Annotated in this window: 16 protein-coding genes; 11 read left to right on the top strand and 5 right to left on the bottom strand. The window is 66.2% G+C overall.

Annotated elements, in window-relative coordinates; all coding sequences use genetic code 11:
* Positions 1-99 precede the first annotated feature (99 nt).
* The 3 genes from ACGTNF_RS03315 to ACGTNF_RS03325 form a co-directional block, all read right to left on the bottom strand.
* A complete protein-coding gene (locus tag ACGTNF_RS03315; RefSeq protein ID WP_016854910.1) occupies positions 100-1,056 on the bottom strand; it encodes an ABC transporter permease in 957 nt (318 codons plus the stop codon).
* Positions 1,053-2,099 (bottom strand): ABC transporter permease, encoded by a 1,047-nt coding sequence (locus ACGTNF_RS03320; RefSeq protein WP_016854911.1) that lies wholly within the window; start codon positions 2,097-2,099, stop codon positions 1,053-1,055. The genes ACGTNF_RS03315 and ACGTNF_RS03320 overlap by 4 nt, the downstream gene beginning before the upstream one ends.
* Before the next feature lie 106 nt (positions 2,100-2,205).
* Positions 2,206-3,780 carry an ABC transporter substrate-binding protein gene (locus ACGTNF_RS03325; protein WP_394600409.1) on the bottom strand — a complete coding sequence of 525 codons (1,575 nt, stop codon included), beginning with the start codon at positions 3,778-3,780 and terminating at the stop codon, positions 2,206-2,208.
* A gap of 410 nt (positions 3,781-4,190) precedes the next feature.
* Between ACGTNF_RS03325 and gorA the strand changes: the two genes are divergently transcribed.
* From gorA to ACGTNF_RS03345, 4 genes are all read left to right on the top strand, one after another.
* Positions 4,191-5,564, top strand: a complete 1,374-nt coding sequence (gene gorA / locus ACGTNF_RS03330) for a glutathione-disulfide reductase (RefSeq protein WP_394600410.1) — start codon at positions 4,191-4,193, stop codon at positions 5,562-5,564.
* A gap of 258 nt (positions 5,565-5,822) precedes the next feature.
* A complete protein-coding gene (ectA, locus tag ACGTNF_RS03335) occupies positions 5,823-6,401 on the top strand; it encodes a diaminobutyrate acetyltransferase (RefSeq protein WP_394600411.1) in 579 nt (192 codons plus the stop codon).
* A gap of 91 nt (positions 6,402-6,492) precedes the next feature.
* On the top strand, positions 6,493-7,761 hold the full coding sequence (ectB, locus tag ACGTNF_RS03340) for a diaminobutyrate--2-oxoglutarate transaminase (protein WP_394600412.1): 1,269 nt from the start codon (positions 6,493-6,495) through the stop codon (positions 7,759-7,761).
* Between the two features lie 115 nt (positions 7,762-7,876).
* Entirely contained in the window at positions 7,877-8,269 is a 393-nt protein-coding gene (locus ACGTNF_RS03345; protein ID WP_394600413.1) for an ectoine synthase, read from the top strand.
* Positions 8,270-8,375: 106 nt separating this feature from the next.
* On the opposite strand, the gene ACGTNF_RS03350 is transcribed toward ACGTNF_RS03345, so the two are convergent.
* Complete coding sequence (locus ACGTNF_RS03350) at positions 8,376-8,933, bottom strand: DUF3833 domain-containing protein (RefSeq protein WP_394600414.1); 558 nt, start codon at positions 8,931-8,933, stop codon at positions 8,376-8,378.
* 273 nt (positions 8,934-9,206) lie between these two features.
* On the opposite strand from ACGTNF_RS03350, the gene ACGTNF_RS03355 reads away from it, so the two are divergent.
* The 7 genes from ACGTNF_RS03355 to yidD all read left to right on the top strand — a co-directional run bounded on the left by ACGTNF_RS03355 (position 9,207) and on the right by yidD (position 16,708).
* The gene (locus ACGTNF_RS03355; RefSeq protein ID WP_394600415.1) at positions 9,207-11,531 is read left to right on the top strand and encodes an FdhF/YdeP family oxidoreductase; all 2,325 of its coding nucleotides are present in this window, start codon (positions 9,207-9,209) and stop codon (positions 11,529-11,531) included.
* Between the two features lie 409 nt (positions 11,532-11,940).
* Entirely contained in the window at positions 11,941-12,774 is an 834-nt protein-coding gene (locus tag ACGTNF_RS03360) for an ATP-dependent zinc protease family protein (RefSeq protein WP_394600416.1), read from the top strand.
* A 42-nt stretch (positions 12,775-12,816) separates the two neighbouring features.
* A complete protein-coding gene (locus ACGTNF_RS03365) occupies positions 12,817-14,328 on the top strand; it encodes an inactive transglutaminase family protein (RefSeq protein WP_394600417.1) in 1,512 nt (503 codons plus the stop codon).
* 4 nt (positions 14,329-14,332) lie between these two features.
* The gene (locus ACGTNF_RS03370; protein WP_394600418.1) at positions 14,333-15,313 is read left to right on the top strand and encodes an alpha-L-glutamate ligase-like protein; all 981 of its coding nucleotides are present in this window, start codon (positions 14,333-14,335) and stop codon (positions 15,311-15,313) included.
* 126 nt (positions 15,314-15,439) lie between these two features.
* Positions 15,440-15,892, top strand: coding sequence for a Fur family transcriptional regulator (locus ACGTNF_RS03375; protein ID WP_394600544.1), 453 nt, complete (start codon positions 15,440-15,442; stop codon positions 15,890-15,892).
* Between the two features lie 14 nt (positions 15,893-15,906).
* Positions 15,907-16,347 carry a phosphoribosyl-AMP cyclohydrolase gene (hisI, locus tag ACGTNF_RS03380; protein ID WP_394600419.1) on the top strand — a complete coding sequence of 147 codons (441 nt, stop codon included), beginning with the start codon at positions 15,907-15,909 and terminating at the stop codon, positions 16,345-16,347.
* A gap of 4 nt (positions 16,348-16,351) precedes the next feature.
* Positions 16,352-16,708 carry a membrane protein insertion efficiency factor YidD gene (yidD, locus tag ACGTNF_RS03385; RefSeq protein WP_394600420.1) on the top strand — a complete coding sequence of 119 codons (357 nt, stop codon included), beginning with the start codon at positions 16,352-16,354 and terminating at the stop codon, positions 16,706-16,708.
* Positions 16,709-16,817: 109 nt separating this feature from the next.
* On the opposite strand, the gene ACGTNF_RS03390 is transcribed toward yidD, so the two are convergent.
* Complete coding sequence (locus ACGTNF_RS03390; RefSeq protein WP_016854926.1) at positions 16,818-17,237, bottom strand: SufE family protein; 420 nt, start codon at positions 17,235-17,237, stop codon at positions 16,818-16,820.
* Between the last annotated feature and the right edge of the window lie 17 nt (positions 17,238-17,254).

Raw genomic sequence — 17,254 nt, forward strand, 5'->3', positions numbered from 1 at the left:
CCTTGGCCTCAGCCCTTGTGCCGGATGAAGAGGCGCGGATCGAGCGCGTCGTGCCGGCGACCGTCGGACATGGGGGACGTATCGATATTCAGCATGGCCTCAGCCCTTGTAGAGACGCGGATTGAGGACGTCGCGCAGCCAGTCGCCGAGCAGGTTGATGACCAGCACCAGCACCACCAGCACCAGGCCCGGGATCAGGGTGATCCACCAGGAGCCGGACTGGATGTAGTCGAACCCGGACTTGATCAGCGAGCCCAGCGAGGGCTGGGTCTCGGGCATGCCGAGGCCGAGGAAGGACAGCGCCGCCTCGGAGATGATGGCGTTGGCCACCTGCACGGTGGAGATGACGAAGATCGGCGACAGGGTGTTGGGCAGGATATGGCGAAACATGATGCGCCGGCTCGGCAGCCCCATCACGCGGGCGGCGTCGACATATTCCTTGCTCTTCTCGGCCAGCACCGAGGCGCGCACGGTGCGCGCATACTGGGGCCACTCGGCCAGGCCGATGATCAGCACCAGCAGCGGCACCGCATAGGTGCTGAAGGTGGCGCCGCCGAAGATTGCCTTGAACAGCGCGCCGACCACGATCGCCACCATCAGGGTGGAGAACGACAGCTGGATATCGGCCATGCGCATCAGGAAGGCATCGACGCGCCCGCCCAGGTAGCCGGCCAGCAGGCCGAAGCACACGCCGAGGGTGGCCTGCAGCGCCACCGCGCCGAAGCCGATGATCAGCGAGACCCTGAGGCCGTAGAGGATGGTCGAGAGCAGGTCACGCCCCTGGGCATCGGTGCCCATGAGATAGGCCGGATCGCTGCCGTCGACCCAGAACGGCGGCAGCTCCGAGGCCAGGATATCGATCTGTGCCAGGTCGTAGGGGTTCATCGGTGCCAGCCAGGGTGCCAGGACGGCGCAGGCCACCATCAGGATGAACACCGCCAGGCTGACCTGGGCGATCGGGTCACGCAGGAAACTGTAGAGCAGGTAGGAGTCGCGAAAGCGCTCCCAGCGGCTCGCCGTGGACGAGCTCGCAGCGGATGAGGTCGAGGTGGTCATGCGGGCTTTCCTGTCAGCTTGACGGTGGGGTTGACCAGGCCATAGATCAGGTCGACCAGGGTGTTGGTGATCACGAAGATCAGCCCCACGATCATCAGGTAGGTGACGATCAGCGGAATGTCGGAGCGTTCGATGGCGTCGAGGAACATCAGGCCCATGCCGGGCCACTGGAACACCGTCTCGGTGAGGATGGTGTAGGCGACCAGGGTACCGATCTGTACCCCGCCCACGGTGATCACCGGCAGCATGGTGTTCTTCAGCGCGTGCAGGAAGTAGATGCGGCGCAGCGAGATGCCCTTGGCGCGGGCGAACTTCACGTACTCCGACTGCATCACCTCGAGCATCTCGGCGCGGATCAGGCGGATGAACAGCGGCAGCATGATCGAGGCCAGCGAGATGGCGGGCAGCACCAGGTAGGTCAGCCCCTCGAGGGAGGCGAAGTTGGTCTCCCAGGTGCCGAACACCGGCACCGGGTCGCCGCGGCCGTAGGCCGGCATGCCGCCGTCGGTACTGATCAGGTCATTGAGCCAGGCGCCCCAGCCGGTATCGGCGGGGAAGGGCGACCAGGACACGCCGATGGCGAACAGCTGGATCAGCACGATGGCGGTCAAAAACACCGGTATCGAGATACCGATGATCGACACGCCCATGAAGAACCGCGACAGCCAGGCACGCGGCCGGATGGCGCTGTAGACCCCGATGGGAATCGACAGGGCGATGATCAGGAAGGTGGACGCGGCCACCAGCTCCAGGGTCGCGGGCAGGTGGCGCAGGATGACGTCGGTGGTCGGCTCGTTGAAGACGTAGGAATAACCGAAGTCGAACTGCACCGCGTTGGCGGCGAAGCGCAGGTACTGCACCGCGAAGGGGTCGTTCAGGCCCAGTTCCTCGCGCAGCGCCGCGCGCTCGCTCTCCGGCACCGACTGGCCGACCATCTGCTGGATGGGGTCGCCCAGATTGTCCTGGATGGCGAAGGCGATCACGCTGATGACGAACATCACCAGCAGCGCATGGAAAAGGCGCTTGATCAGAAAGGCGATCATGAGTGGCGTCCCGTAGGCAATACGGGGTGGCACGCTCGCGTCGAGCGCGCCACCGGGTCAGGATGGGGGGAAGTCCTCGCCGACGATGACGCCGGCGAGGGAGGAATCACTCTTCCTCGACGACCAGGTCCCCGAGATAGGGGAAGTTCATCACGTTGACGACCGGCTCGATATCGACGTTGGCGGCGGATGCCCAGGCCAGGTCCTGCCAGTGCAGCGGAATGAAGGCGGCCTCGTCATGCAGGGTCTGCTCGACCCGCTGCAGCATCTCGGCGCGGGCCTTGAGGTCGACCTCCAGGTTGGCCTCGGTGACCAGGGCATCGAGCTCCGGGTTGCAGTAGTTGCCGGCGTTGTACTGACCGGCCCCGCTGTCGGCGTCCGGGCAGGCGGTGAGGTACTCGTGCAGGTTGGCCGAGTCCTCGGTGTCGGCGTGCCAGCCGATCATCATCATGTCGGCGACACGGTCGTCGTATTCGCCCCAGTACTGGGCCTTGGGCAGGGTCTTGAGATCCACCGTGACGTTGATGCGCGCCAGCATGGCGGCCACCGCCTGAGCGATCTTGGCGTCGTTCACGTAGCGGTTGTTGGGCGCCATCATGGTGATCTCGAAGCCGTCCTCATAGCCGGCCTCGGCCATGAGTTCCTGGGCTCGCTCGAGGTCGTAGCGTGGCGCGAGGTCCTCGACGTGGCCCGCATACCCTTCCGGCGACATCTGGGCCGCCGGGGTGGCGAAGCCCTTCATCAGCCGGTCGGCGATGCCTTCCTGGTTGATGGCATAGGCGAAGGCCTGGCGCACCCGCGGATCCTGGAAGGCCTCGACGCGCTCCTGATTCATGTGGAAGAGGATGATCCGGGTGCCGGTCATGGTGACCAGCTGGGTATCGTCGTCGTTACGGATGCGCTCCAGGTCGTTGGGCGGCACCGGGGCGATGAAGTCGACGTCGCCGGAGAGCAGGGCGGCCACGCGGGTGGCGTTCTCGCTGATCGGCGTCATCACGATCTTGTCGACGTTGCCGGGGGAATCCTCGTCCCAGTAGTCGTCGTGGCGTTCGAACACCACGCGCACGCCCTGCTGGCGTTCGCTGACCTCGAAGGGACCGGTGCCGGACAGATGCCGCGAGGCGTAGGAGTTGCCGTTCTTGACGATCTCGTCCTTGGGATCACCGTCGGCGTCCTCACCGCTGTAGAACTGGCTGTCCATCGGGAAGATGTAGGTCGCCAGGTTGAGCAGCAGCGGATAGGGCTTCTCGGTGGTGAACTCCACGGTGTGCTCATCGACCGCGGTCACCGAGGCGATGGGCGCGAAGATCGCCTTGAAGTCGGGGCTGCGCTTCAGACGCTCCACGGTCCACACCACGTCCTCGGCGGTGAAGGCGTTGCCGCTGTGGAATTCGACGCCCTCACGCAGCGTCATGCGCAGGGTGGTGTCGTCGACCTGCTCCCAGTCGGTGGCCAGGCGCGGGGCGAACTCGAGGTCCTTGTTCCAGCGCACCAGCGGGTCGAAGGTCATGTGGGACAGCTGCAGGATACCGCCGGAGAGCTGCTCGTGGATATCGAGCGACACCGGGTCGGCGTCGTAGGCCATGCTGAGGGTGGTCTCGGCCTGGGCGGCCGGTGCGATGGCAGCCGCGGTCATGGCCGCGCCGACGGCGCTGGCCAGAAGGGTCTTCTTGATTGTCATGTTGTATTCCATGCCGGATGGATTGTTATGCGTATCGCCTCGGGATGGGGCGAACGACCGTTTGTTCCGGTCCGGCCTTCAACATAGAGAGTTCGGCGGCGGGAGGACAATCGAAATAACGAGAGGCGTCATGCGCCCGGCGAATGAGGCTCGCCTGGCGGTGCCAGGCGGTCGTTGGGATACGGCAGGGCGACCCGGCCGAGGCCCACCGACGGGGCGTTCATGACGTTTTGATGGGGCAGGGAGGCGGCTCTTATGATCGGGATCGCTGACAAGTTGCTTTTTTTATTACCACCATAGCGGCGGTCAATGGCCGCGGACCTCCCGGGGGCTGCCGACGGCTGGTATGATCGCTGCCACTCACGCCCATCCCCTCTATCACGCACCCATCTATACACACCCAACAGGAGATGCCTGTGTCTGTGACCGAGTATGACTACGACCTCTTCGTCATCGGGGCGGGATCCGGCGGCGTTCGCGCCGCACGCACCGCCGCCGCCACCGGGGCCCGCGTTGCCGTGGCCGAGGATCGCTACCTGGGCGGCACCTGTGTCAACGTCGGCTGCGTGCCCAAGAAACTGTATTCCTACGCCGCCCACTTCCACGACAGCTTCGAGGACGCCAGCGGCTTCGGCTGGACCCTGCCCGAGGCGCCCACCTTCGACTGGGCGACCCTGCGTGACAACAAGATCGGCGAGATCAAGCGCCTCAACGGCATCTACGGCCGGCTGCTCGACGGCGCCGGCGTGCGCCTGATCAACGGCCGGGCCACGGTGGTCGACGAGCATCACGTCAGCGTCGGCGGCGAGACCATCAGCGCCGAGAAGATCCTGGTCGCCGTGGGCGGCTGGCCCTGGGTGCCGGACTTCCCGGGCAATGAGCTGACGCTGGACTCCAACCGCGTCTTCGATCTCGACCGCTTCCCGGAACGCTTCCTGGTGCTCGGCGGCGGCTATATCGCCGTGGAGTTCGCCAGCATCTTCAACGGCCTGGGCAGCGACACCCACCTGGTCTACCGCGGTGACCTGTTCCTGCGAGGCTTCGACCAGGAAGTGCGCGAGTTCACCCGCGACGAGATGGACAAGAAGGGCGTCAACCTGCACTTCGGCACCAACATCGAGACCATCGAGCAGGTCGAGGGCGGCCTCGAGGTGACCCTGACCAGCGGCGAGACGCTGGAAGTGGATGCGGTGCTGGCCGCCACCGGCCGTCGCCCGCACCTCGAAGGGCTGGGCCTGGACAAGCTCGATGTCGCCACCAGCGACGACGGCAAGCTCAAGGTCAACGAGCGCTTCGAGACCTCGGTGCCGTCCATCCTGGCGCTGGGCGACGTCACCGACGGCCCCGAGCTCACTCCGGTGGCGCTGGAAGAGGCCATGAAGCTGGTCGAGCACCACTTCGGCGACACCACGCCCGAGCCGCTGGACTACGAGCGCATCGCCACCGCGGTGTTCTGCCATCCCAACATCGGCACCGTGGGCCTCTCCGAAGAGGCCGCGCGCGAGCGTTTCGACGCCATTCGCGTCTACAGCGCCGATTTTCGCCCCATGAAACACACCCTGTCCGGCAGCAGCGAACGCTGCCTGATGAAGCTGATCGTCGATGACGAGAGCGACGTGGTGGTCGGGGCGCACATGGTCGGCGACGAGGCCGGCGAGCTGATCCAGGGCATCGCCATCGCGGTGCGTGCCGGGCTGACCAAGGCCCAGTTCGACCAGACGGTGGGCATCCATCCCACCGGCGCCGAGGAATTCGTGACCATGCGTACGCCGACGCGTCGCTGACGCCACGGACGGCGACATCTCGCCGTCACACCATCGCCACAAGAGCGGGCCACCCTGAATGGGTGGCCCGCTGCGTTTGAAGGCTCGACAGGCCGGAGGAACGAGACGGGACTATGCTGTGAGAAGCCCGTCATGGCGGCATTTCCACATAAGCTATAATACAGGTTTATGGTTTTTTGCCGCCCGGATAACAGGGTTTTTGAAAAGGTGATAAGCAGCTGTTATGCTAATTCCCGAATTCGCTAAGCGAACATGATAATGAACGTGACCACAGAGCCCTTCATTCCCTCCGCCGAGCTCGCCCGGCCCAGCGTTGCCGACACCGTCGTCGGCCATCAGTCCACCCCGCTGTTCATCCGCAAGCCCAACCCGGACGACGGCTGGGGCATCTACGAACTGGTCAAGTCCTGCCCGCCGCTGGACATCAATTCCGCCTACGCCTATCTGCTGCTGGCGACCCAGTTTCGCGACAGCTGCGCCGTGGCCACCAACGAGGAAGGCGAGATCGTCGGCTTCGTTTCCGGCTACGTGAAGAGCAACTGCCCGGACACCTATTTCCTGTGGCAGGTCGCCGTGGGCGAGAAGGCCCGCGGCACCGGCCTGGCTCGCCGCCTGGTGGAGGCCGTGATGGGCCGCCCGGAGCTGGCCGAGGTACACCACCTCGAGACCACCATCACGCCGGACAACCAGGCGTCCTGGGGCCTGTTCCGCCGTCTGGCCGACCGCTGGCAGGCGCCGCTGAACAGCCGTGAATACTTTTCCACCGATCAGCTGGGCGGTGAGCACGACCCCGAAAACCTCGTGCGCATCGGGCCTTTCCAGACCGCCGACATCTGATCGCTGCTGCCACGGTGCCGGCGCGCCACGTCGGCCGGCATCGTCACGCCCGAATTTCCCTTTCTTCCGCTCTTTCCGACAGGAGGTCGCAATGCAGACCCAGACCCTCGAACGCATGGAATCCGACGTCCGGACCTATTCCCGCTCCTTTCCGGTCGTCTTTACCAAAGCGCAGAATGCGCGCCTGACCGACGAGACCGGCCGCGAGTACATCGATTTCCTGGCTGGCGCCGGCACCCTGAACTACGGCCACAACAACCCCAAGATCAAGCAGGCGCTGGTCGACTATCTGGCCAGCGACGGCATCGTCCACGGCCTGGACTTCTGGACCGCCGCCAAGCGCGACTACCTCGAGACCCTCGAGGAAGTGATCTTCAAGCCGCGCGGCCTGGACTACAAAGTGCACTTCCCGGGGCCGACCGGCACCAACGCCGTCGAAGCGGCCATTCGCCTGGCCCGCGTGGCCAAGGGCCGTCACAACATCGTGACCTTCACCAACGGCTTCCACGGCGTGACCATGGGGGCACTTGCCACCACCGGTAACCGCAAGTTCCGCGAGGCCACCGGCGGCATCCCGACCCAGGGCGCCTCCTTCCTGCCGTTCGACGGCTACATGGGCGAGGCCACCGACACCCTCGACTACTTCGAGAAGCTGCTCGGCGACAAGTCCGGCGGCCTGGACGTGCCGGCCGGCGTGATCGTCGAGACCGTGCAGGGCGAAGGCGGCATCAACGTGGCCGGTCTCGACTGGCTCAAGCGTCTGGAAGGCATCTGCCGTGCCCACGACATCCTGCTGATCGTCGACGACATCCAGGCCGGCTGCGGCCGTACCGGCAAGTTCTTCAGCTTCGAGCACGCCGACGTGGTGCCGGACATCGTCACCAACTCCAAGTCGCTGTCCGGCTTCGGCCTGCCGTTCGCCCACGTGCTGATGCGCCCCGAGCTCGACAAGTGGAAGCCGGGCCAGTACAACGGTACCTTCCGCGGTTTCAACCTGGCCTTCACCACCGCCGCCGCCGCGCTGCGCCAGTACTGGAGCGACGACACCTTCGAGCGTGACGTGCAGCGCAAGGGCCGCATCGTCGAGGAGCGCTTCCAGAAGATCGCCGCCTGGCTCACCGAGGAGCACGGCATCGAGGCCAGCGAGCGCGGGCGTGGCCTGATGCGCGGCATCGACATCGGCAGCGGTGACATCGCCGACAAGATCACCGGCCAGGCCTTCGAGAACGGCCTGATCATCGAGACCAGCGGCCAGGACGGTGAAGTGGTGAAGTGCCTGTGCCCGCTGACCATTCCCGACGAGGACCTGATCGAAGCCCTGGACATCCTCGAGGCCAGTGCCCGCCAGGCCCTGAGCTGATCGATTCACCCGGCCCGTCTCGTCGCCGACGAGGCGGGTGGTCATCGGTGCCGGCCCGTGCCTCGACACATCGAGCGGGCCGGCCGTCACACCAGACATCCCATGGAGAGCGCCAATGATCGTTCGCAATCTCGAGGAAGCCCGTCAGACCGACCGCATGGTCACCGCCGAGAACGGCAACTGGGACAGCACCCGCCTGTCGCTGGCCGAGGACGGCGGCAACTGCTCCTTCCATATCACCCGGATCTATGAGGGCACCGAGACCCACATCCACTACAAGCACCACTTCGAGGCGGTGTACTGCATCGAAGGCGAGGGCGAGGTCGAGACCCTGGCCGACGGCAAGATCTGGCCGATCAAGCCGGGCGACATCTACATCCTCGATCAGCATGACGACCACCTGCTGCGGGCGACCAAGACCATGCATCTGGCCTGCGTGTTCACTCCGGGCCTGACCGGTAAAGAGGTTCACCGCGAGGATGGCTCCTACGCGCCGGCCGACGACTGATCAACCATCGATCAGGCCATGACGCCAACGGCCCCGGTTCCATCAGGAACCGGGGCCGTGTCGTTTCCTGTAAAGAAAGAACGGGAAGACAGGGCAGGGTGACTACCTAGCGTGGGGCATCGCGGTCGAAGATGATGGTGATCTCGGCCAGCGTCAGGCCGAACTTCTTCATGGACGTACGATTGATCAGCCGGCCGTCGGGCTGCAGGAACATCCAGTCGTCCATCTGGAAGGTGAGGTCGCGCCCGTCGACCGTGACCTCGAGTGGATAGCTCATATGGAAGACGTGCCCGGCCTGACGAGCCTGCACCACGCCCTCGACGTCATTGGCGCGCCCCTCCCAGCGGCCGCCGTCGCGACGCTCGAAGGTCCAGACGCGGCGATCGGTCTCGCCGTCGGCGTAGGTGAAACGCTCATCCAGGGTCAGGGTGTCGCCCTCGACGCTGCCGTCGATGTCCACCGTGAAGCGGCGCTGCACCTCGCCGCTGTAGTCCTGCACCATGCCCCAGGCCCGCGTCTGCCCCTCGAAGTAGTCGGCGATGTCGAGCCGTGGCGTGGTTCCCGCGTAGCGCCCCACGTCGATGCCGGCACAGCCGGCGAGCATCAACACCAGGGCCAGCCAGACGATCGGGCGGCCCCGCCGGCTCGGTAATTTTCTATACATGACTCATATCCTTTATGCGTGCTGTATAATAATATAGAGGAGTGAGGCCGCGGGTGCCATGCGAGCCGGGGCAGGTCGGGCTTCGGGACATCGGCATGTCATCCGCTTCGGGCCACCGGGCGCGAATCTCGGCGAAGCGCTGTTCGGTCAGGACGTGTCGATCTTCTCGGCACCGCCTTCACGGACGGCAGGGTCAAGGCCTCACGGGATTCGATTGGACGCGGTGCGACGAGAGGAATATGTTAGGGGGGCTCATTAGTTGGGGAAGAGGCAATGAGCCAGGACGAGCATATCAGAGAGTATTCGGGCGCAGCGGCCGGCTGGGGAGCGCTGAAGAGCGTGACCAAAAGCTGGCTCGGCAGCGACAACGCGGTCAGGAACCTCCGTGCCATGCTCAAGACCAACCAGGATCACGGCTTCGACTGCCCGGGATGCGCCTGGGGCGAGGCGCCGGAGAGCGGGCTGGTGAAGTTCTGCGAGAACGGTGCCAAGGCGGTGAACTGGGAATCCACCGGGCGCTCCGTCGGCCCCGCGTTCTTCGCCGAACACCGCGTCTCGGACCTGCTCAGGCAGAGCGACTACTGGCTCGAATATCAGGGCCGGCTGTCGCATCCCATGCGCTACGACGCCGACAGTGACCGCTACGTCGAGATCCGCTGGGAAGACGCCTTCGCGCTGATCGCCGAGCACCTGAACCGTCTCGAGTCGCCCGACCAGGCCGAGTTCTACACCTCCGGCCGGGCCAGCAACGAGGCCGCCTACCTCTATCAGCTGTTCGTGCGTGCCTTCGGCACCAACAACTTTCCCGACTGCTCGAACATGTGTCACGAGGCCAGCGGCATCGGCATGACCGATAGCCTCGGCGTGGGCAAGGGCACCGTGGTGTTCGACGACCTGGCGCACGCCGAGGCGATCTTCGTCATCGGCCAGAATCCCGGCACCAACCATCCGCGCATGCTCGAGCCGCTGCGCGAAGCAGTTCAGCGCGGCGCCCAGGTCGTCTGCATCAATCCGCTGAAAGAGCGCGGCCTCGAGCGCTTCCAGCATCCCCAGAAACCGCTGGAAATGCTCGGCAACGCCTCAGAGCCCACCCACACCGCCTATTTGCGTCCGGCCCTCGGCGGCGACATGGCGCTGATGCGCGGCATCGCGAAATACCTGCTGGGCTGGGAGCGCGAAGCGCTGGCGGCCGGCGAGCCGCCGGTGTTCGATCACGCCTTCCTCGAGCCCCACACCGACGGCCTGGACGACTACCTGGCCGCCGTGGATGCCACGCCCTGGGCGCATATTCGCGCGCAGTCGGGGCTCTCGCTCGACGACATCGAGCTGGCCGCACAGATGTATCGCCGTGCCGAACGGGTGGTGATGTGCTGGGCGATGGGCATCACCCAGCACCGCCATTCGGTGGCAACGGTGCAGGAAATCGTCAATCTTCAGCTGCTGCGCGGCAATGTCGGCAAGCCGGGCGCCGGGCTGTCGCCGGTGCGCGGCCACAGCAACGTGCAGGGCGATCGCACCATGGGCATCGACGAGAAGCCGCCGGCGAGGCTGCTCGACGCCCTGGAGCGGCGCTTCCGCTTCGAGGCGCCGCGGGACCATGGTCACAACACGGTGCAGGCGATCCAGGCGATGGAAGAAGGGCGGTCGAAGGTCTTTCTCGGCCTGGGCGGCAACTTCGCCCAGGCCACGCCGGATACCGAGCGCACCCACGCCGCGCTGCGACACTGCGAGCTGACCGTGCACATCGCCACCAAGCTGAACCGCTCGCACCTGGTGACCGGCCGGGACGCCCTGATCCTGCCGTGCCTGGGCCGCACCGAGATCGACATGCAGGCCGAGGGGCCTCAGGGCGTCACCGTTGAGGACACCTTCAGCATGGTGCACATCTCCCATGGCCAGCTGACACCGCGATCTCCACATTTACGCTCGGAGCCCGCGATCATCGCCGGCATCGCCCAGGCGACGCTGGGCCCGCATCCCGTGGACTGGATGTCGCTGATCGCCGACTATGGCCGCATCCGCGATCTGATCGCGGTCACCATTCCCGGCTTCGAGGACTTCAACGCACGGCTGGACCAGCCCGGCGGCTTCCACCTGGGCAACGCCGCCGCGGAGCGGGTGTGGCACACGAACAGCGGCAAGGCCCGGTTCCGCTCCCACGCGCTGCCCGAGGCGCTGGTCAACGCCGGCGTGCTGGCGCGCGGCGAGATGCCGGACCTGATCCTGCAGACGCTGCGTTCCCACGATCAGTACAACACCACGCTCTACGGGCTGGACGATCGCTACCGTGGCGTCTTCGGGCTGCGCGAGGCGGTGTTCGCCAGCGAGACGGAAATCCGGCGGCTCGGCTTCGCCCCCGGTGACCGGGTAGACCTGGTGTCGCTGTGGGACGACGGCCGCGAGCGTCGGGTCAGCGATTTCCAGCTGGTGGCCTATGACATGCCGGACGGCCAGGCCGCGGCCTACTATCCGGAAACCAATCCGCTGGTGCCGCTCGACAGCTACGGCGAGCAGACCTTCACGCCGACCTCGAAGTTCATCGCGATCCGGCTCGAGCGCGCCGCGCCCAGCCAGCGACTGGACGCCGAGACGGCCTGACATCATCGACTGCGGGGCCGCGCGCCCGGAACCTCGAGAGGCGTTCCGGGCGCCGGCGTCTCGGCCGTGACATCCGCCGGCAGTGTGACGGGGGTTCCCATGGCGAAAGCGTGACGGCTGGACGACACTGGGCATCATGCCAGGCCGTCGAGGCCGTCACCGTAGGTAGTGGACGGAGACGGCGTCTGGGTGTCGCGATGATGACACAAGGGCATCAAGCCGCCACGGACAGGATTTCGCATAATATATATTATGTTAAATCATGGTCGTGTCGGAGCCATGCAAGCCCAGGTCACCCACGGATTCGTCATCGCCACGACATGGACAGCTTGCCCCCCGCTCCTTATCATCCCGTCAGTTCGCGAGGCCTTTGCCTCTTCAACTCGCCAGAGCCAAGGATGTCGACGACATGCCGATTCGCCCCCTGCTGATTGCCCCTCTCGCCGCCCTGTTATCGCTCGGTGGCTGCGGAATGGTGCCCCAGCGCGAAGCGCCCCCCGAGCCCGTCACCCAGCAGGCCTTCGCGAATCGCATGGATCGGCTCCAGGCCGACCTGGCCGACCGCTGCGACGCCACGCTCCAGGCCCAGTCGGCGCACCGCGAGGAGCAGCTGGGCCTGCGCGCCGACGTGCGCGAGCTGGGATACCTGCTGCGCAACGTGCGCGGCGAGCTCGAGACGCTGCGCGGCGAGACACGCCAGGAGCCGACGTCCCGCAATTGCCCGGTGGTCGACGAGCGGCTCGACAAGAAGACCCTGGTCGGTCGCAGCGAGTGGATCGGCCTGCCCGAGGTGGGCACCTATCTGGAAGCTCGTATCGATTCCGGTGCCGAAATGTCGTCGCTGTCGGCCACCGAGATCACGCCGTTCGAGCGTGACGGCGAAGACTGGGTGCGCTTCAAGCTGGGCCTCAACGACGAGGACAGCGTGATCGAGACGAAGCGCGACGAGTGGATCGAGGCGCCTGTCGAGCACCGGGTCCGCGCCGCCCAGGCCAACGGCGAGGCCCCGCGGCCGGTGATTCGCCTGCTGCTGACGCTGGGGCCGCTGCGCGAAAGCGTGGAGTTCACCCTCGATGACCGCACCCATCTCGACTCTCCGGCGCTGCTGGGCCGTCGCTTCCTGATGGATATCGCCATCGTCGACGTAGCCCGCCGGCATATCTACGATCGCCCCGAATTTTCCTCGCCGTCGGCAGCGGATGCCGACGCGCCCGAGACACAAGACGAGACGACGGCGCCCTGATCCCGTCAGCGAAGCCCACGTCACGCGCCCAAGGAAGCCGACATGTCCCGACTGCCCTTTTATCTGATCGTCGCCCTGCTGCTGGTCACCGGCATTGCCATGAGCGTCCATCGCCATGTCCAATTCGAGGTCCCCTGGACGCCGGGCGAACAGCGCCAGGTCTGGGAGATCGAAGCCCAGGTCGACTTCCGCGCCGACGGCGGCCCGGCCAGGGTCGAAATGGCCCTGCCTTCCACCCAGCCCGGCTTCCGGGTGCTCACCGAGCACACCGCCTCGCCCGGCTATGGCCTGAACTACCTCGAGGAGAACGGCGCGCGCCGTGCCCTGTGGTCGGTACGCGAGGCCGAGGGCAACCAGCAGCTCTATTACAGCGCCCAGGTCCTGGTCGCGCCGAACGCAGAGGCCGGTGACGTGCCGCCGCCGCGCCCGGTGCCGAACGTGGTCTGGGAGCCGCCTTATGACACCGCGGCCCAGGAAGTCATCGACCATGCCTGGTCGCGCAGCGCCGATCCCTTCACCTTCGCCCAGCAGCTGATCAGCGACTTCAGCGACGAGCGGCGTGGCGAGAACGTGCGCCTGCTGCTGACCCAGTTCGATCGCTCGCCGCTGCTGCTGCGACTGTTCCATCAGGCCGGCGTCCAGGCGCGAGCGGTCAGCGGCCTGACGCTGGAGAACGGCCGGCGTCGCCAGGCCCTGAACACCTGGCTCGAGGTCTACGACGGCAACGAGAGCGCCTTGTTCGATCCGGCCACCGGCCAACGCGGACGCCCGGACAACCTGCTGCTGTGGGAGAACGCCGGCCAGTCGGTGCTGGAGGTACAGGGCGGGACCAACTCCCGGATCAGCTTCTCGATGATCTCGCGCAACCAGCCCGCCGCCGCCGCGGTGCGCAGCCAGGTGGCCAGGGACGCCGACACTCTGCTCAACTTCTCGATCCACAGCCTGCCGCTCGAGGAGCAGGCACTGTTCCAGACCATCCTGCTGATTCCCATCGGCGCGCTGGTCGTGGTGCTGCTGCGGGTGCTGGTAGGGATCAAGACATCGGGCACCTTCATGCCGGTGCTGATCGCCCTGGCCTTCATCCAGACCTCGCTGGTGACGGGACTGGTCGGCTTCCTGCTGGTCGTGGCCGTGGGCCTGGTGATCCGCAACTACCTGTCCTACTTGAACTTGCTACTGGTGGCCAGGGTGACGGCGGTGATCATCACGGTCATCGCCATCATCTCGCTGTTCTCGGTGCTGTCGTTCCGCATGGGCCTCAACGCCGGACTGCAGATCACCTTCTTCCCGATGATCATCCTGTCGTGGACCATCGAGCGCATGTCGATCCTGTGGGAAGAGGAAGGCCCCAAGGAAGTGCTGATCCAGGGCGGCGGCAGCATGCTGACCGCGGTGCTGGCCTACCTGGCGATGAACAACCCCTGGATCCGCCACATCACCTTCAACTTCCTCGGGGTGCAGCTGATCCTGATGGCGCTGATCCTGATGCTCGGCAACTACACCGGCTACCGGCTGCTGGAGCTGCGTCGCTTCAAGCCGGTCACGGAGGACTGATCGCATGTGGACCTCCCCGGGCAAGCTGCGCGCCAAGGGCATCATCGGCATGAACCAGCGCAACATCCGCTATATCGGCCGCTACAACGACCGGCGGCTGTATCCGCTGGTCGACGACAAGCTCCAGACCAAGCTGCTCGCCCAGCGGTACGACATCAGCACTCCGGCGCTGATCGGCACCGTCTCGACCCAGTTCGGCGTCAAGCGCATCCACGAGATGCTGGCCGCCCACGGCGGCTTCGTGATCAAGCCGGCCAAGGGCAGCGGCGGCAAGGGCATCCTGGTCATCGAACAGCGCGACGGCGCGCACTTCGTGAAGCCCAGCGGCGCCCACCTCACCCTGGAGGACGTCGAACGCCACGTGTCGAACATTCTCTCGGGGCTCTATTCGCTGGGCGGCTCACCGGACGTGGCGGTGATCGAGGCGCTGATCGACTTCGACGAATCCTTCGCCGAATACAGCTACGAGGGCGTGCCGGACATCCGCGTGATCGTCTTCCAGGGCTATCCGGTGATGGCCATGATGCGGCTGTCGACCGCCGCCTCCGACGGCAAGGCCAACCTGCACCAGGGCGCGGTCGGCGTGGGCATCGACATCGCCAGCGGCACGGCGATCCGCGGCGTGCAGTTCGACCGGGCCCGTCACGACCACCCGGACACCGGCCACGAGCTGGCCAGCCTGCGCATTCCCGGCTGGAAGACGCTGCTCGAACTGGCCGCCAGCTGCTACGAGATGACGGCGCTGGGCTACCTCGGCACCGACATGGTGATCGACCGCCAGCACGGGCCGATGCTGCTGGAGCTCAACGCCCGCCCGGGGCTGGCGATCCAGATGGCCAACGGCGAGGGGCTGCGCAAGCGGCTCGACCTCATCGAACGCCAGCCGGAGGGCGTCTCGCCCGAGGAGCGCGTGGCCTTCGCCCAGCATCACTTCGCCCGCAGCAGCGAGCTGGAGCGCGTGGCGCAGGAGGCGGCCGAGGCCTGAGGCGGCCGCCCTGCGCGTCGCCTCTCGAAGCCAGCGCCACCTTCATCGTGGCCACCAACGCCCGGCTGGCTCGGGCCATGCCGGGCGCGTAGAATGTTCCCCTCAATCCTCGACCGCATGGCCCGCATGACCGATTCCAGCGACCTGATACAACAGGCCGAGCGACAGTGCCACCAGCGTGGCGTGCGCTTCACTCCGATTCGCCAGCGGGTGCTGCAGATCATCGCCGACACCCGCGGCGGCCTGAAGGCCTACGAGCTGCTCGACCGCCTCGCCACCGAGCACGCGTCGGCGCGGCCGCCCACCGTGTATCGCGCCCTGGAATTTCTCATCGACCAGGGACTGGTGCACCGCATCGAATCGCTCAACGCCTACGTGGCCTGCCCCTGCCCGGAGCACGCCCACGGCTTCCAGCTGCTGATCTGCCGCGACTGCGGCCGGGTCGAGGAGCTTCACCTCGATGACATCAACGAGCGGCTCGGCCAGCGTGCCCGCGAGCTCGGCTTCGTGGTGCATCGCCAGACCATCGAGCTGCTCGGCCAGTGCGAGGCCTGCCGGTCGGCCATCGCGACCTCATGATGCACGGAGCCCCCATGACCGACACCTTCAAGCGCCTGGAAGGCGCGGCACTCGACAGCCGCCGCCCGCTCGGCGAGATCCTCGATGCCATCCGCTTCAATGACGACGGCCTGATTCCTGCCATCGCCCAGCAGCATGACAGCGGCGAGGTGCTGATGATGGCGTGGATGAACCGCGAGGCGCTGGAAGAAACCCTGGCCACCGGCCGCGTCTGCTACTGGTCGCGCTCCAAGGGCAAGCTGTGGCGCAAGGGCGAGTCCTCCGGCCAGCAGCAGCATCTGCGCAGCGCCACCCTCGACTGCGACGGCGACACCCTGCTGATGCAGGTCGACCAGACCGGTCCGGCCTGTCACAGCGGCCGCCGGAGCTGCTTCTACGTGTCCCTCGAGGGCGACGAGGCGCGCATCATCTCGGCGCCGCTGATCGACCCCGAGACCCTCTACGGCAAGCGCTGAGGTCATGACCGCCCTGCTCCACCGCGCCCGGCGCCTCGCCGGACGCCTCCTGACCTGGCCCCTGCTGGGCCTGGTCAAGGCCTACCAGCTGATCCTCAGCCCGCTGCTCGGGCCTCGCTGTCGCTACTGGCCGAGCTGCTCCCACTACACGGCGGAGGCGCTGAAGGTCCACGGCCCGCTCCGGGGCGGCTGGCTCGGCCTGCGCCGCATCCTGCGCTGCCATCCCGGCGCCGAGGGCGGCATCGACCCGGTCCCGGGTGGCCCGAGCGAGACGCTGTGCCGGGAAGACCCCGAGCTCGACGAGCATTTCCGTTGTCGCGATGGCGACGAGGCATCGTCAAACGACGAGACCACGCGCTAGCCGCAGCACGCGGCGTATCCATGCCTGAGCGAAAACCGCCCGCAGGCGATCCATCGGATACCACGAGGATCCGCTGCGGGCGGTTTTTCATGCCGGCGGTCGGCGCCTGTCAGGCGGCTTCCTGCTCGGCGACCCGATAGATGCGCTCGAGCATGGCGTTCAGGCCATTGCTGCGCGTCGGCGAGAGATGCTTGTCGAGGCCCAGATCCTTGAGGAAGTGCGGGCTGGTGTCGCGGATGTCCTCCGGGCGGCGGTCGTCGTAGATACGCATCAGCACGGCGATCAGCCCGGAGACGATGGCGGCGTCGGAGATCGCCTGGAAGCGGAGCCGCTCGCCGTCGCGCTCATGGTGCATCCAGACGTTGGACTGGCAGCCTTGGATCTTCAGCTCGTCGCGCTTCCACTCCTCGGGGAAGGTCGGCAGCTGCTTGCCCAGGTCGATGATGTACTGGTAGCGGTCCATCCAGTTGTCGAACATCTCGAACTCGTCGACGAGTTCCTGCTGGGCCTGTTCGGCGGTCGTGGTCATGCAACACTCCTTGAAAC

Origin of the sequence: Halomonas sp. B23F22_10 (genome assembly GCF_043496975.1) — a bacterium.
GTDB lineage: Bacteria > Pseudomonadota > Gammaproteobacteria > Pseudomonadales > Halomonadaceae > Halomonas > Halomonas smyrnensis.